14 protein-coding genes are annotated in these 15,900 nt (G+C 64.3%); 8 read left to right on the forward strand and 6 right to left on the reverse strand.

Going from position 1 to position 15,900, the window contains the following annotated elements; genetic code table 11:
* Positions 1-16 precede the first annotated feature (16 nt).
* Genes P0Y64_04595 through P0Y64_04610 form a run of 4 tightly spaced genes read left to right on the forward strand, consistent with a single transcriptional unit; the run spans position 17 to position 3,649 of the window.
* On the forward strand, positions 17-1,351 hold the full coding sequence (locus P0Y64_04595) for a GNVR domain-containing protein (protein ID WEK44112.1): 1,335 nt from the start codon (positions 17-19) through the stop codon (positions 1,349-1,351).
* Positions 1,352-1,354: 3 nt separating this feature from the next.
* Positions 1,355-2,062: a CpsD/CapB family tyrosine-protein kinase gene (locus tag P0Y64_04600; protein ID WEK44113.1), complete on the forward strand. Its 708-nt coding sequence runs from the start codon at positions 1,355-1,357 to the stop codon at positions 2,060-2,062.
* Positions 2,063-2,120: 58 nt separating this feature from the next.
* On the forward strand, positions 2,121-2,951 hold the full coding sequence (gene xrtV / locus P0Y64_04605) for an exosortase V (protein ID WEK44114.1): 831 nt from the start codon (positions 2,121-2,123) through the stop codon (positions 2,949-2,951).
* A complete protein-coding gene (locus P0Y64_04610) occupies positions 2,948-3,649 on the forward strand; it encodes an EpsI family protein (GenBank protein ID WEK44115.1) in 702 nt (233 codons plus the stop codon). The genes xrtV and P0Y64_04610 overlap by 4 nt, the downstream gene beginning before the upstream one ends.
* A gap of 30 nt (positions 3,650-3,679) precedes the next feature.
* Here the strand turns inward: P0Y64_04610 and P0Y64_04615 are convergent, their stop codons facing one another.
* A complete protein-coding gene (locus tag P0Y64_04615; GenBank protein WEK44116.1) occupies positions 3,680-4,948 on the reverse strand; it encodes a hypothetical protein in 1,269 nt (422 codons plus the stop codon).
* Between the two features lie 17 nt (positions 4,949-4,965).
* Positions 4,966-6,213, reverse strand: coding sequence for a glycosyltransferase family 4 protein (locus P0Y64_04620; protein ID WEK44117.1), 1,248 nt, complete (start codon positions 6,211-6,213; stop codon positions 4,966-4,968).
* Between the two features lie 67 nt (positions 6,214-6,280).
* Between P0Y64_04620 and P0Y64_04625 the strand changes: the two genes are divergently transcribed.
* Positions 6,281-7,822 carry a lipopolysaccharide biosynthesis protein gene (locus P0Y64_04625; GenBank protein ID WEK44118.1) on the forward strand — a complete coding sequence of 514 codons (1,542 nt, stop codon included), beginning with the start codon at positions 6,281-6,283 and terminating at the stop codon, positions 7,820-7,822.
* Between the two features lie 7 nt (positions 7,823-7,829).
* On the opposite strand, the gene P0Y64_04630 is transcribed toward P0Y64_04625, so the two are convergent.
* Both P0Y64_04630 and P0Y64_04635 read right to left on the reverse strand, forming a co-directional pair.
* Positions 7,830-8,585 carry a class I SAM-dependent methyltransferase gene (locus P0Y64_04630; protein WEK44963.1) on the reverse strand — a complete coding sequence of 252 codons (756 nt, stop codon included), beginning with the start codon at positions 8,583-8,585 and terminating at the stop codon, positions 7,830-7,832.
* A gap of 161 nt (positions 8,586-8,746) precedes the next feature.
* Entirely contained in the window at positions 8,747-9,268 is a 522-nt protein-coding gene (locus P0Y64_04635; GenBank protein ID WEK44119.1) for a PEPxxWA-CTERM sorting domain-containing protein, read from the reverse strand.
* A gap of 247 nt (positions 9,269-9,515) precedes the next feature.
* On the opposite strand from P0Y64_04635, the gene P0Y64_04640 reads away from it, so the two are divergent.
* The 3 genes from P0Y64_04640 (at position 9,516) to P0Y64_04650 (ending at position 13,540) form a co-directional block, all read left to right on the forward strand.
* Complete coding sequence (locus tag P0Y64_04640) at positions 9,516-10,586, forward strand: acyltransferase (protein WEK44120.1); 1,071 nt, start codon at positions 9,516-9,518, stop codon at positions 10,584-10,586.
* A gap of 139 nt (positions 10,587-10,725) precedes the next feature.
* Positions 10,726-12,327 (forward strand): O-antigen ligase family protein, encoded by a 1,602-nt coding sequence (locus P0Y64_04645; GenBank protein ID WEK44121.1) that lies wholly within the window; start codon positions 10,726-10,728, stop codon positions 12,325-12,327.
* A 235-nt stretch (positions 12,328-12,562) separates the two neighbouring features.
* The gene (locus P0Y64_04650; protein ID WEK44122.1) at positions 12,563-13,540 is read left to right on the forward strand and encodes a right-handed parallel beta-helix repeat-containing protein; all 978 of its coding nucleotides are present in this window, start codon (positions 12,563-12,565) and stop codon (positions 13,538-13,540) included.
* A 41-nt stretch (positions 13,541-13,581) separates the two neighbouring features.
* Here P0Y64_04650 and P0Y64_04655 read toward each other — a convergent pair whose 3' ends face one another.
* Positions 13,582-15,375, reverse strand: coding sequence for a hypothetical protein (locus P0Y64_04655; GenBank protein WEK44123.1), 1,794 nt, complete (start codon positions 15,373-15,375; stop codon positions 13,582-13,584).
* The gene (locus tag P0Y64_04660) at positions 15,330-15,827 is read right to left on the reverse strand and encodes a hypothetical protein (protein WEK44124.1); all 498 of its coding nucleotides are present in this window, start codon (positions 15,825-15,827) and stop codon (positions 15,330-15,332) included. Before P0Y64_04660 ends, P0Y64_04655 begins: the two co-directional genes overlap by 46 nt.
* Positions 15,828-15,900: the final 73 nt, after the last annotated feature.

The raw sequence follows: 15,900 nt of genomic DNA on the forward strand, positions 1-15,900 counted from the left end.
CGAGGGAGCAGTTGTTATGAGTTTCGTGCAATTTTTCCGTATCCTGTGGGCGCGGCGGTGGATCACCATCCTCACCACGCTCACCTGTTTCCTCGGCGCGATGCTCGTGGCGAGCCTGCTTCCCCCGCGTTACGAGGGGAATTCACGGCTGATCCTCGATCTGGTGAAGCCCGATCCCGTCACCGGCGAGATGATCGGCTCAAACTTCGCCCGCGCCTACGTCCAGACGCAGACCGAGCTGATCAAGGACTATCGCATCACCGGCAAGGTGGTGGATGATCTCGGCTGGACGTCCTCGCCGCAGCTGGCTGCGTCCTATGCGGCCCGGTCGAGCGACGACAAGCGCGATTTCCGGCGCTGGCTGGCCCAGCGCATCTCGGACAATACGCGCGCGCAGCTGATCGATTCCTCCAATATCATGGAGATCCAGTTCACCAGCGACAATCCGGCGAACGCCGCGCGCGTGGCCGATGCCCTGCGCACCGCCTATGTCGCCGAAACGCTGGCGTTGCGCCGCGACGACGCGATGGAAAATGCCGCGTGGTTCCGCAAGCAGGCCGATCGCGTACGTGCCGATCTCAACACGGCAGAGAAAAAGAAGAGCGATTTCGAGAAGGCCAACGGGATCATCCTGCAGGACAATAATGTCGATGCGGACACCGCCAAGCTCAACGCGCTGGCCGCCGCGCAGCCGGTGACCGCCGCTGGGCAGATGTCCTTCTCCCCCGGCATTTCGCCCGCGCAGGCGCAGCTCGAACAGGTCGATGCGTCGATCTCGAACGCCGAAAAGGTGCTCGGGCCGAACAACCCCGATCTGATCGCGCTGAAGAAGCAGCGCGAGGCGCTCGCCCAGGTGGCACGCACTTCCAGCCCGACGATGACGCGTGGCGCGTCAGGCCCGTCGATCGCCAGCCTGTATTCGGCGCAACAGCAGAAGGTGCTCGCACAGCGCGGCAAGGTCGCCGAAGCCCAGCAACTCGCCGCCGATGTCGCGGTGTTGCGCGATCAATATCAGAAGACCTTGCAGAAGGCGGCGGACGAGCAGCAGCGCAGCGAGTCCACCATCACCGGCCTCACGCTGCTGGGCAATGCCACCGAGCCGACCTCGCCGTCTTTCCCGCGCTGGCCGCTGGTGATCGCCGGATCGCTGATCCTCGGCCTGATGTTCGGCTTGTTGCTGTCGCTGCTGGTCGAGCTGCTGGCGCGCCGTGTGCGCGGCCCGGAGGATCTCGCCATCGACGGCGTTCCCGTTATCGGTGTGATGGCGGTTGGCCCGCAGCCAACGCGACGCCGACGCCTGTTCCGCTGGTCGCGCGGCGATCAGGACGCCTCGCTGGCGCAGGGTGCCTGAAGCATGAACATCTCCCAACAGATCGCCGACGGCGACCTTCATTCCGACGCGTCGGGCATCCCAGTTGACGATCGCTTCACGCTGTCGTCATCGCTCGTCGTACTTGGTGATCCCACCGGTGCGCAGGCCGAATCGATCCGCGTGCTCCGCGCCCATATCGTCGCCAAGCATCTGCGTGAGGGACGGCGTTCACTGGCAATGGCCGGCCCTTCTTCCGGCGCCGGATGCAGCTTCGTCACCGCGAATCTCGCGGTCGCGCTGGCGCAGACCGGGGCTAGCGTGCTGCTGATCGACGGCAACATGCGCGCGCCCCGGCTGGAAGCCTTCTTCACCCCGCATGATGCGCTGTTCGGCCTCTCGGACTGCCTGTCGGATCACAGCATCAGCTTCACCGAAGCGGTGCAGGATGACGTGCTGCCGAGGCTGTCGCTGCTGTTCGCCGGCGCCCCGCGCGAAGACGCATCCGAGCTGCTGAGCGGCGCGGAGTTCAAATCGCTGATCGAAAGCTGCATCCGCGATTACGACATCGTGCTGATCGATACGCCACCCGCGAACAATTTCGCGGATGTGCGGCGGATCGCCTCGGTGACGCGCTATGCAATGATCGTGGCGTGCCGCGATCGCAGCTATGTGCGCGACGTGCGGACGCTGATCGAAGAGCTGGAGAGCGACAAGTCACAGGTGATCGGAACCTATCTCAATGTACGCTGAGGCGAGTACGGGAGAGGGATCAACACCGGGTCAGGGTGGATCAGCGGCGCGCGTTTTCGTGCGCCGCCACTGGCCGCTGCTGCTTGGCCTTCTCCTGCTCGCCATCCCGACCATCATCAACCTCGGCCGCCAGGCATGGTCGACGGAGGCCGGCGCGCACGGCCCGATCGTGCTGGCGACCGGGCTCTGGTTGCTCAGTTACAATCGTATCGTGCTCGATAAAGGGGTGCGCCAGCCGGCGGTAACGCTGCTGCCGCTGGTCATCGCGCTGCCGCTCTATATCGTCGGGCACGCCTATGACTTCCTGAGCATCGAGGTCGCGGCGCTCTATATCATCTTCGTCACGGCGCTGGTGCAGGTGGCCGGTCTGGCGGAGGTGCGGCGCAATCTGTTCGCGCTATTCTACCTCGCCTTCGTCATCCCGCCGCCGGGCTGGGTGATCGACTATCTCACCGCGCCGCTGCGCATGTTCGTATCCTATGCCGCCGTTTCGGTGCTGCAGCCGCTGGGCTATCCGATCGAACGTTCGGGCGTTTCGCTGACGATCGCGCAATATCAATTGCTGGTCGAAGACGCCTGCGCGGGGATGAATTCGATCACCGGGCTGGTCGCGATCAGCCTGTTCTACATCTATCTGATGCACCGCGCGTCTTGGCGCTATGCCGCAGTGCTGATGATGATGATCATCCCGGTCGCGGTGTTCGTGAATATCCTGCGCGTGATCGCGCTGATCCTGCTGACCTATTATTACGGCGATGCAGTCGCCCAGGGCTTCATGCATGTCACCACGGGATTGGTGCTGTTCGTGTTCGCGATCGCCAGCATCTTCCTGATCGATCGCCTGTTGCAGAAGCTGCTGGCGGGTCGTCGCACGGAGGCCACGGCATGATCGAACGGCGCGAATTCATGTTCGCCGGCGCCTGCGCCGCCGCGCTGGGCACGGCCGAATGGCTGCGCCCGCGCAAGATGCGGCTGCTGTTGCCCGAGAACGAGAAGCTCACCAACGTCATCCCGCAGCATTTCGGCGGATGGGATGCCGGCGGCGGCGGCGATATCGTGCTGCCGGACATGGCCGACAGCCTTGCCGCCAAATTATATAGCGAGCGTGTTGCCCGCTCTTATCGCAGGACGGTCCAGGATCAGCAGCAGGACGTGATGATGCTGATCGCTTACGGCCGGTCGCAAAGCGACGTGCTGCAACTGCATCGCCCGGAAAAATGCTATCCCGCGACCGGGTTCGCCGTGACCGAGAGCAAGCTGTTCCCGCTGCCGATCACGCAGAACGTCTCGGTGCCGGCGGTGATGCTGAGCGCCGAGATGGGCTCACGCATCGAAGACATCGTTTACTGGACACGGCTCGGCGAAACGCTGCCGCAAACCTATAATGAACAGCGCTGGGCACGGTTCGAGACCGCGCTGCACGGCTATATCGCCGATGGTGTGCTGGTCCGCGCTTCGATGATCCGCATGGACGGCGTATCGTCGCTCGACGTGCTCTCCGATTTCATGCGAGACATGGTGCTGGGCATAAAGGCGAACCAGCGCGCGACGATGATCGGCGATACGCTGGCGCAACGATTGGTCTGAGGCGGCGCTGCTGGCGGGGGCCGCCCCGTCTCAGCCGCCAGCGCTCCAATATGAAGCGAGCTTTGCCGCAAGCTCCGGTAAAAACGGATACAGATCGTCCGCCAGATAGGCCGGGCGGTGCGACTGGCCGTGGGCGCCTGCGGCCGGATCGGCCTCGAACCGCGCGCATGACCGCGAGAGCGCGGCGGCGATGCTTTCCGGCCGAATATCCTCGAGCGCGGTGATATTGTCGTGCGCCCGTGCCATCGTCTTGAACGCATAGTCGCTCGTGACGGTCAGCACGCCGAAATGCGCCATTTCCAGCGGCGGATAGCTTGGATGCGGCGATGCCATCAGCGACAGCCCGACGGCGGTGCCACGCAGCATCGCCGCATAATCGTCCAGCGACAGCTTGCCCGCCGCACGCAGCTCCACCCCATGCCCCAGCGGCATCGGACGGTGCGGCGCGCCGGCCGAGATCACTTCCCACTGCGCAGCCTGGGGATAGCTGGCCGCCCATTGGCGCAGCCCGGCGACCACCGCGGGGAAACAGTTACGCGGCACGCCGGGGCGGCCATAGACCAGCAGCCGCCGGGTGCGCGGCACCGGCCCGTGCGGAAGAAACGGCCGCAGCGCCGGGGAGAGCGTCGGCTCGATCACGAACGTCTCCTGCGACGAAACGCCGAGCGCCGCGAGATAGCTCGCCAGTTCCGCGCTGTTATAGATCGCCCACCACGGCCCTTCTCCCCGCAACGCGCGCCACGCCACGAGATGGGTGGATGAGAAGGGATAGAAACCGGGCTCGAAATCCTGACAGATATAGATGCACGGCGCGCGACGACCACCGGCGGCTTGCGCCTGCGCGGCGACCAGCGCCTGCATGTTGAGCATCGTCCACCAATTATAGCCGATGAACACGTCTCGCGCGCCCACGCTGATCTGCGGCGTATCGGTGTCACGCGGCACGACCGTCAATGCGGCGGGATCGATGCCGATCCGACGGCACGCGGCATCGACGACGCTGCGATCCGGCGCGGGATTGAAATCGTCGATGATGATGCGCGCGGCGGCGCCGGTCGCTGCGGAGAGACGCAGATAGAAATCGAGGCCGGTCAGCACACCGCCGAACGCCACTCCCGGCTCGATGCTGGGAATGACGAGGTTGAGGCGCGCGCGATCATCCACTTCGGGAAACACGTCATAGCCATGCAGGACGCGTTGTTCCTGCGGCGGCTGGCTCAGCAGGCCGCGCGCCGCGCCGACCGCCCGATGGACGAAAGACGGCGCATATTGTTTGAATCGTTCGCGAAGCGCCGGCATGACCCTTCCTTAGCGCATCACTTCCGCGATGCCACCCCGCCCCGGGCGATCAGCCCCGCGACGGCCTCGGCCAGCCGTCGAGACATTGGCCCCCGCGCGAAATTCTCATTGGCGAAGCGGCGCGCGGCGGCGCGTGCCTCTCGCTGATCGTCGGCCGTGAGCGCGGCGACCACCGATGCGGCGAAATCCTCAGCCCGGTCCACGATGGCCAGCGCGGCGGGCGGGGCGTGCTCGATGCCGTCAGCGCCGCATCCGGTGGCGACCACCGGCACGCCATGCCCCAGCGCCTCCACCACCTTGATCTTGATGCCGCTGCCAAACAGCAACGGCGCGAGCGCGACGCGGGCGGCGCGATATTCGTCGGCGACATCGTCAACGAAGCCAACCCGCTCCGCACCTTCGGGCCAGTTCAGCCCGGACACGTCCGCCACCTTGCCCACCACACGCAATCGCGCCGCCGGCAACGCCTTGCGTACGAGTGGCCACACCTCGTCCAGCAGCCAGCGGAGCGCCTCGACATTGGCGGCGAACGCGCCACCGATGAACAGCGCCACCGGCGCCGACGGCGGATCGCCGGCCGGCGGCGCGGGATCGATCGTCATCGGCACGGTGACGACCAGCGCGCGCGGCGCGCGGGCACGGACGAACGACGCCTCTGCTTCCTTGATCGCGATGCACAGATCGGGCCGGAGCAACGCGCGCGCCTCGTCATCGATGATCGCCGCGTCAAAATCCGTCGCGCGCCCGGCCGCCGCGAAGCTCGCCGCCCGCAATGCCACCACATCGTGCATAAGCAACGCGGTCGGCAGTGCGGGATCGACACGATCGAACAGGCCCGTGACGTTGAAATAGTTCGCGACGAGCAGATCCGGCGCGGCGTTGCGTACCCGCCGCGCCGCCCAGCCCAACGCGCGCGGATCGGGGGCGGAGAGCCAGCCGCGCGCCGCATATCCCCCAAACAGCCGCTCGCGCCAGCGTCGCCAGTCAGTCGAATAGAGATAGCTGCCGATCCGCAACGCCCCGCGCACGGCGATCGCGGCATAATCCCGGCGATAGCGATCGAGCGTCCCCACGGGCACGCGCACCGCACCGGGCCGGTGCACGCCGAGCAGCAGCAGCTCTACGGTCGCGCCCTCTTCGGCAAGCATCCGTGCCACCTGCGCGCAATATTCCGCGCTGCCGAGCGCGACGGTGGCGACATCGATGTCGCTGACGATAAAGATACGCGCACCAGACAAACGGCGCGGCGTGTCGCATTCTGGCATGCCTGAACCCCTCGAGCCGGACGGGGCGCTTGCCACATCGCGCCGCGCAATGGCAAGGAAGCGGCCGATGCAGCCCCCCTCACCAGAGCGCGATCCGTCCCCCGCGCCGAACGTCCGGGCACGGGCGGCGACCGGCGCATCGACGCTGGTGTTCGTCAACCTCGTCAGCCGCGGCATGGGGATTTTCAGCATCGCTGTGCTGGCACGGCTGTTGACGCCCAATGATTTCGGCATCGTATCGCTGGCGATGATCGTCGTCGAATTTGCACAGATGCTGACAGACTTTCAGCTCATTAACGCGCTGGTCCGCCATCCCGGCCGCGAGCAGCATCTTTATGCCACGGCCTTCACGATGGCGATGGTGCGCGGCCTGCTGACCGCGATCGGCATCGCGCTCGCCTCGATCCCCGCGGCGCTGCTGCTCCACAATCAGCAAGTGCGGGACGTGCTGCTCGTGCTCGCGATCGTGCCGATCATCGATGGCCTGCGCAGCCCACGGATGGTCGATTACCTGCGGGAGATCGATTTCTCACGCGACGCGACCGTGACGATCATCGGCCGCGTGACTGGGCTGCTGGCGATGGTCGCCGTCGCACTGGCAACGCATAGTTACTGGGCACTGGTCGTCGGCACCGTGGCGGCGAGCATCGCGATGAGCATCGCCACCCATTGGTTCAAGCCGTTTCGCCCGCGCTTCGCGCTTCGCGACTATCGCCTGTTCCTCGGCTTCGGTGGCTGGATGTCGGCGGCGGCGGTGACCAATTACGCCAGCTCGAAGCTGGATGCGCTGATTGTCGCCGGGCGGTTCAGCGTCGCGCGGTTCGGCGAATATAATCTGGGCATGCAGATTTCGACGATCGTGACCAATCAGCTCGCCGATCCGTTCCAGCGCGCGATCTTTTCGGCGCTTTCGTCGATGACCGACGATCTGCCGCGTCGGTTACGCGCCTATGCCAGCGCGCAGGCCACGATATTGGGCGTGCTGCTGCCGATCGGCTTCGGTGTGTCGCTGGTCGCCCATGAGGCGATCATGGTCATTGCCGGCCCGAAATGGGCCGACGCGATCTGGGTGGTCCGGTTCGTCGCACCGTCGATGGCCATCGCCACGGTCACCGTTGGGGCACAGGCATTGCTGATGGCGGAGGGCGACACCCGGACGATCTTCATCCGCAACCTCCTCGGCCTCGGGGTGAAATTGGCCGCATTGTGGGTCGGCGTGATGCATTTCGGCCTGACCGGATTGCTCGCGGGGTGGACGGTCAGCAGCCTTTTCTACCTGTTCCTCACACTGCAATTGGTGGCGGGGCGCTTTTCCATCCCGCTCTTTTCCCCGTTTCTGCTGGCCTGGCGCAGCTTTACTGCGACCGGCGCGATGATCGCGGCGGTATTGGCGTTCGATGCCACGCTGGCGCTGCCGGCGGGCAGCGGCTTCGTCAATAATCTGGCGATGCTGGTGGCGAAGGGCGCGATCGGTGGCCTGACCTATGCCGTCACGCATGCATTGCTCTGGCGGGCGAGCGGTCGGCCGCCGGGTTTCGAACGATTCCTGATCGATTTCGTCGCCCATACGAAGGCGCCGCTCCTGCGGCGCCTCACCAACCGGGCCTGATCGCTCGTCAGAGCGAGGGAACCATCTTTCGCACCGCCTTCAGCCCCTTCGAAATCACCTTGCGGGGAATCTTGTTGTTGAACCCGGCCCCAATCAACCGCCGCTGAACGCCCGTCAACGGCGCGCGGGAGAAGATCGTATCGAGTTCATTGGGCATGAAGACGTGATAGCCGAAGCGCGCGGCGATCTTCTCCATCGCGCGATCGGTATAGAAAAAGACGTGCCCGCCATGGTCCGGGCCGAAATACGGCCAGCTCGCGTCTTCACCGCGATAACGCCACGTGTGAGTATAGACGAACTCCGGCGAGTCCTGAAAAATCCCTTCGATGTCCTGCGCCGGATTCGGCAGATGCTCGAACAGTTCGGAATTGATCACCATCGTCGGCTTTTCGCCATTCCACGTCACATCGCGAAACGGCGAAGCGGTGTAAGTATCGAAATTGTAGGCGTTGCGACCATATTCGCGCAGCAATCGCGGAATGATCCCCAAGCCGCCGCCGAAATCCAGAATAACCGCTTCCTTCGGCACTTTCAGCACGTCGAGCATCAGGTTGACGTTGGACAAAATCCAAAGATTGCGCCGCAGATATTCATGGTCTTCGGGCTGGATCGGATCGCCGTATACTTCGCCCAGCCAATATGGCTTTTCGGTTTGGATCGATCCGCAATCCGCGCAACGATAATAGGGGACGTCGTATTTTCCGAGAACGGGCAGGCGGAAAATTTCGCTGGCTTCACCGCTACACAATCTGCACCGCTCCATCACCACTCACCCTCATCACTGCCTGGCCGTGGCCTAATCGCCGCCAACGATTGAAATACCAACAATAATTGCGCGTAAAATCTCGTCATTTTGATGGGAAGAAGCGCACGGTCGGCGGATTGCTTCGCATCACCAACAACGCTCGATCCTATGCGGGAGAGTTAGCGGAGGGCAGGCGAACGGACCGGCTCGCGCCCGGTGAGGCGGCGGCGGCGGAGCATCGCCCCGATGACACCGAACCCGCATATCAGCGAGAGCCATGTGGCGGGCTCCGGCACGTCCGAGGCGAGGAAGATGGCGACAAGCGATCGGCGCTCCGTCTTTTCCTCGTCCTGCCCATCGGGATTGGCGGGAACGCGGAAATCCAGCAGCCGGCTGAGCGACACCTCATTGGGCAGATCGAACCGGCTGGCCAGCGCCTGCGCGAAAATAGCGCTATTGGCCTGCGGCGTGGGAACGCGATTGCCCATACCGGCACGCGCGGCGGCGCTGCGCGCGGCATCCTCCATATCGTTCCAGACGGTGGAGGTTTCCATTCTCGTATCGGTGCCGGGAAGTTCGTCTTCCGCGGATTCGCGCAGGCTCACCGGACTCAGATAAACAACCTTGGCCGAAACCGTCGGGGACGACAGCAATGCCGCCGCAACCAGCGGCGCCCGCCATATCCCACAGAACCACGCCACCAACATCATTCCTTCATCAGTTCGGAGATATCAGCGGCTTACCCCTCGCCGGCCCGGCCAACAACGCAAATCGCGCACTCTGCGGAGACTCTCATCGGACAATTAAAACGCCTTAGCCAAGACAGCGTCGCGATCGCCGCGCGATCGCCAACTCAAGAACTTGCGCGCCACCAGCGCGGATGCGATGCAATCGCCCGGGTTGGGCCAGACAGGCCGACAAGATGCCAAGCCATTCGATAAGGGCCTGATGAACGCGACGCCTCCCCAAGTGCCGATGGTCAACAATCTGACGCTCGTCAGGCTGGTGCTCGCATCGGCGGTGATCTGGTCGCACAGCGTCTGGCGGATCACCGGCGCCGATACCAACGATCCGATGGTGTGGTTGATGGGCGAGCCGGTCTCATCCTTCGCGGTCGACGGCTTTTTCTTTCTCAGCGGCTTTCTGGTTTACAACAGCCTGTTGCGACGCGGCAGTGCGTGGGATTTCCTGCTCGCGCGCCTCGCGCGGCTATGGCCCGGCCTCGCCGTCGCGGTGCTCGTGATGGTGACGGCGGGTTTCTTCATCGCCGGCCTGCCGCTTCCAGAATATCTGCGCGGCGACACCGCCCATTTCATTGCCAGCAACCTGTCGCTGGTCAAAGGCCATTACGCGCTCACCGGGATTGGCGCGGAAGGTGCGCCGACGAACGTCAATGGTTCGCTGTGGACGATCCCATGGGAAGTGCGCTGCTACCTCGTCCTGTTCTTTGCCGCACTGCTGAGGCTGTCCAGTCGTGACCGCGTGATCGCATTGCTGCTGTTGCCGTCGCTGCTGTTCGCGATCGTCATACACTTGCCCGCGGTTCAGGCGCTGGCCGGCGGCGATCCTTCGCGCGGGGCGCTGTACAATCTGATGCTGTTCGACCGGCTGTGGACGATGTTCGCGCTTGGAATCGCCGCGCTGATCTTCTGGCCGTATCTGCGTCTTTCGTGGAGCGTCGCGCTCCTCTCGCTCGTCGCGCTTGCGCTCAGCGTACATTTCTTCCCGATCCCGCATCTGGCGGGGCTCGTCACCGGTTACTGCGTATTGTGCGCTGGCTTCCGAAGCGGCACCACCTCGGCGCGCTGGTCGGACTATAGCTATGGCATGTATATCTATGCCTTTCCGGCGATGATGGTGATTGCGGCGATCATGCCGATCCATTCTGCCCCGCTGCTTGCCTTGCTGACCGCTGCCGGAACGCTCCCGCTCGCCGCCCTGTCCTGGCATTTCGTCGAGCACCCGGTGCTGCGACATGTCCGCGAGCGCCGGCGCGCCGGCCGAGAGGCGCGGGCATGATCCTGCCATCGCGGATCGGCGAGATAACGATTTCGCCATTTGTCGCTTTCATTTTGGCGCCCGCCGCGCCATCGACACGCGGCGGAGCGGGGCGGCGGCCACGTCGGCGCCTCGGCTGTTTGGGTGGACTTGACGAGCGATGATCTCACGCAAATTCTTCAAGCGATCGCCGCGACAGCCCAGGTTCGAGCCGGCGGTGCTGGGCAGCTACACCACGCCGGGCTTCTGGCAGCGGCATCGCATCAAGCTGCTGGCGCTCGTCGCGCTATATTCGTGGTTCGTGGGGATGTTCTTCGCCGTCACCACCACTTATTTCCTCGTGCCGCTGCTGGTCCCGCTGGCGCTGCTCGCGACGTTGGTGATCTGGCTGCTGCCCGATCTGGGCAAGGCGCCGACGACATTGATGGCGCACGGCGTATTCGCGTTCGTCATCGTGCTGCTGTGCTGGCCGAACTATATCGGCATCGATCTGCCGGGCATGCCGTGGATCACCCTGCTGCGCCTGGTTTCGCTCCCGCTCGGGATGATCCTGCTGGTCAGCCTTTCGGTGTCCGCGGAATTCCGGCGCGAGCTTGCCGACACCCTGTCGGTCATGCCCGCAGTGCCCTGGCTGCTCGGCGCCTTCGCGGCGCTCGCCTTCCTGTCGATCTTCTGGTCGACCGGCGTGGCTTATTCGGCGAACAAGTTCAGCGTCGCCATCTTCAGCTGGTTCGCGCCGTTTTTCGCGGCGGTTTATGTCTTTCGCACGCCGGGCCGGCTGCGCCAGCTGGCGCTGACGATCTGGGGGATCACGATATTCGCCAGCCTGATCGGGCTGGTCGAGGAACATGAGCAACGGGTTCTTTGGGCCGGCCATCTGCCGAAGCTGCTGTCGATCCAGGACGATACCGTGATGCACATCCTGTCGGGCGCCACGCGCGGATCGACCGGCAAATATCGCATCGTCAGCGTTTTCCCGACGCCGCTGAACTTCGCCGAATTCCTCGGGCTGGCCGCTCCGTTCATCGTGCACTTCGGCTTCACCGCGCGACGACTGCTCGTCCGCATCGCCGCATTCGTCACGATACCCGCCATTTTCTGGATCACTTCCCAGACCGACTCGCGGATGGGGATGGTGAATTTCTTCCTGGCGATCCTGCTCTATCTGTTCTTCTGGAGCCTGCTCTATCGCCGTAAGCGGCCGGACAGTCCGATCGGCACGTTGGTGCTGGGCGGCTATCCGGCATTGTTCTTCGGCTTTTTTGCTTCGGCGATTTTCGTCGGCCGGATTCGCCACCTCGTCTGGGGTGACGGGTCGCAGCAATCCAGCAACGACATGCGGATGGCCCAGATTCAGATCGGCGTGCCCAAGATCGTCGATCGCCCCTGGGGATGGGGCATGGGCCGCGCGCCCGATACGCTGGGCCTGCCGTCGATCGACAATTTCTATCTCACCGTCGGGCTGGAATATGGCCTGATCGGTTTCGCCGTCTTCTTCGGGATGTTCGCGATCGCGATCTGGAACGGCCTGCGCCGCGCCATCACCTTTCCCGATGGCGAATTGGGGATGATCGTGCCGCTGTGTGTTTCGTTGATCAACTTCGTCATCGTGAAGCTGACGCTCAGCCAGCAGGATGCTCATGGTTTCGTTTTCGTGATGCTCGGCGCACTCATCGCGTGCTGCTGGCGCATCGATCGCGAGATCGCACCGGCCAGTTCGATCCGGCAAAAGTCCCCCGCTCGCGCGCTCGCGGTGCCCTGATCCGGCGCGCTCAAGCCGAATAGCCTCGCAGCCGCGCCAGTTCCCCGCGCCGGGGATGCCCAAACACTGGCGCGGCGGCGGGAATGCGAGTAATTCTGCGCCACGAGGTGCATCAATGCGAAAACTGTTAGCGCCTGTCGTGCTTCTGTGTGCGGCTTCCGCACCGATCAGCGACCAGCAAACCACATCAGCGGCCACATCTCAGGGCGACGTCAGCGCGGCGCAGTGGACGGCGATGCTGAAGGCCGCGCGTCCCGGCAGCACGATCGATCTCGGCACCCGACGTGTTACGTTCGCGCGCTTCAGCGGCTTGACCAACGTGACGATAAAGGGCGGCGTGTTCGGTGCGATCACGATCGATCAATGGCGCAACGTCACCTTTTCCGGTTCGCGCTTCGAGCCGTTTCCGGGGAACAATCCTCGCGGCGCGTTCGTCACCGCCTATCAACCCGATGGCCTCCGCTTCGACAGCACCAACTGGAGCGGCGCGACCACGCCAGACAACCAGCTTGCCTTTTCGTCGCTTAGCGTTCGCGGCGGCAACAACGTGGTCGTCTCGCATTCGTCATTTCGCGACATGGCGAACTTCATGGCCTTTCTCCGCACGACCAACGTGCAGGTTACCGACAATGTCTTTTCAGACATTCGGGAAGGCGTTCAATTAGTTGGAACCACCACCGCGCTGATCGCCCGGAATTCCTTCGGCCCGTATCGGCCGGCGCCAGGGGACCATGCGGACGGCGTTCAGTTGTTCACCGCCGGCCTAACCGAACCCGGCGATCACGGCGCGCGGGATGTCGTGATCGAAAGCAACCTTATGGATCCGGGGGTCGGCCAGCGCTCGCAAGGCGTTTTCATGCGAGATGAAGCGAATTTGCACGCGGCCGGGCGTGGATATTCCAATATCACGATCCGCAATAACCTGCTGATCGGAACCGGCTGGCATGGCATCGCCGCGATGGACCCGATCGATCGGCTGACGATCGAGAATAACCAGCTTTTCATCCGCCTCGGCCCGGACAAGGTGACCGACAATTGGGTCATGGTGAAAGCTGGCGGCGGGATCGTGCGAAACAATACCGCGGGCAGCTTCCAGCTGAGCAAACAGGTCCAGGCGCAGTCCAATAAGGTTGTTAATCGTCCGGCGAGCGCCGCCTCCATCCAGCAATCGGAGGCGGGATGGCGCACTATGGTGGCGCGCCCCGCCAGCTGACCGGCGGGGACGTCACTCATTACCCGAATGCTTCAGAACCGTTAGCTGTAAGCACCCGCCGCGTCCGCTCTGCCACTGGGCCGCGCGGCGCCGTCAAGATCGAACGCCAGCCCGTGCGCCGTAACCCGATTTCGCGCCGGGCTTTCCGGCTTCAGGCGATAATCGCCGCCGCCCACGCCGTAGCTGCTAACGCCCGTCATCGCCTGATAATCGACGAACAGCGGATCGCTCCGGGTCGTCAGGCTGGTGCCGATCGCTGCACCTATGCCGGGGTATAGCTGCGAAAAGCTGCTGCCGGCCTGCGCCCCGTCCGCCGAGCAGAATTGCGAGAACTCGCCCTGACAGCCAACGCCGTGCAGATAGGCGAAATTGCCCGTGCGGTTTGCCGCCTCGCCCGGCTGCGGCGTGCCGTTGCCATTCCCGCCGAGGAAGATATCCCCCTTCACGTTGAGCTGGGTCCAGATATTGCCGACCGAGCGGAGCAGCTTGTGGGTGCGCCGGTTGGTCAGGCCGGGGGACTGACTTTCGTTATAGAACCAATTGTTTCGCCCCGTGCCCGCAAAGCCCGTCAGCGTATTGTGCGCCACTACCGCATGCCAGACATCGCCATTGGCGTTGTCGGCGGACAGCGAAAGGCCCACGCTCGCATTGGCGTGGCCGCCGATCACCTCGAACAGATTCTGCACGATGACCACGCCGGTGATCCTGTCCCCCGCGCTGGCGGCAGAAAGGGCGAAGCCGGGCGCGATCGCCCGCATCTTTAGCAGGCGATTACCGTAGCTGATTGCCCCTTTCGTCGGATCGGTGGCGCCCTGGCTGCCGATCTGCTGGAGCGTGCAGCCGATCACCACCCAGGATTCAATCGCGCCATTGTTGAGATCAGCGGCAACGCCGCGTGTCATGCGGATCTGCAACCCGGTGTTGAGGCTCAGCCATATGTAGCTTGTCGCAAAGCTCGCGCCGAAGAAGCTGGCGTGCGCATTGGCCCATGGCGAGGAGCCGGCGGTATCGTTGATCGCGACGTTCCAGAATTGCACCCCGATCGCAGCCCCCGCCTCCCCGTAGAATTTCTGGGTGTTGACGCTCCGCCCGACGGACACGTCGCTAAGCGTCATATGCGGCTCAAGCCCGGCGACGGAGCACGTCAGCCCGACGCGCAAATTGCCGGCGAGGTTCAGCACCGCGCTGGCGCGCGCGACACCCGGCGCGCGCTCGATGACGATCCCCGCGCCGCCCTGTGGAAAGCTCGTCCCGTTCGTCCCGGCGTTATTGGCGGTATTGTCGACGATGCGGATACGCGCGCCGGTGCCGGTTTTGCTTGGCGTCCCGCGCGTGACATTGGTGATCGCGCTGCACGCGCCAGCCACCGTCGCGAACGGCGTCGCCAGCGCGGTCGCGGCGTTGACCGACCAGACCCCTGCCGTGTCCGAGCCGCCAGCTTTGACATAAGCCAGCGGCGGCGCGGCGGCGAGCGCCACATCCTTGTGGTAATAGCGGCGCGTGAATTCGCGCGGGCTGGCACTCGCCGCCCACAGGTCTTCGCTTTTGAGCACCGACGGCGCCGCACCGATCCACGGATACACTTCCGCCTCCAGCCAGAATGCCCCCGTCGCAAGCGCGGTTACATCGAGACCACCGGCATAGACCTCGATCGGATTTGTATCCTCGCACAAGGTGGAAATGACAGTAGCCGCCACCGTCTGCCATGATGTCTGCGTCGTTCCGTCGTTGCCGCGCACGCGGACGCAGGCCACCTGTCGCGCGCCGCGGAAATCGCGGTGGAAGGCGATCATCTCCCAGCGCACCGAATTGCCGACGAGCAGGCGCGATGGCATAACCCATGCCGCAACTGGCTTTGGCGACATTTCCGCTGAATTATTGACCACGCCAGCGATGGTGTCGGTCGCATAGACGTAATCGTCGAGCGCGACGCTCCGCGCGGTCGCCTGCGCAGTGATTGGGATAGGGTTTGCCGCGTGCGCTTGGCGACGATGCGGGTGTCGAAATAGCTGGTTGCCGCGCCCGCCGCGTCAAAACCGACGCGTGCGCCGGCGAACGTCTTCGACGCGCTGTCCGGCGCCATTTCACTCGTCAGCTCGCAGGTGATCGGCGGCAGCTCCGCCGGTTTGGCGAACTCCGCCGACCAGCCCTCCGGGCTGATCGCGGCGATCAGCGGCAACGGCGCGACCGACGCGCTCCCCCGCGCGCGGACCGTGGTGATGGCAAGATCGAGCGCGATCATCAACGACCTCCCGCGCACGAGATCGAGCACGTGTTCGCGACGCACCGCACGCCGGTTTGACATAGAGGAATCATGGCCAGCCCTTCGCTTCTGGCCGGCACCATGCCGGCGGAAAGGC

The organism is Candidatus Sphingomonas colombiensis (genome assembly GCA_029202845.1).
GTDB classification, from domain to species: domain Bacteria; phylum Pseudomonadota; class Alphaproteobacteria; order Sphingomonadales; family Sphingomonadaceae; genus Sphingomonas; species Sphingomonas colombiensis.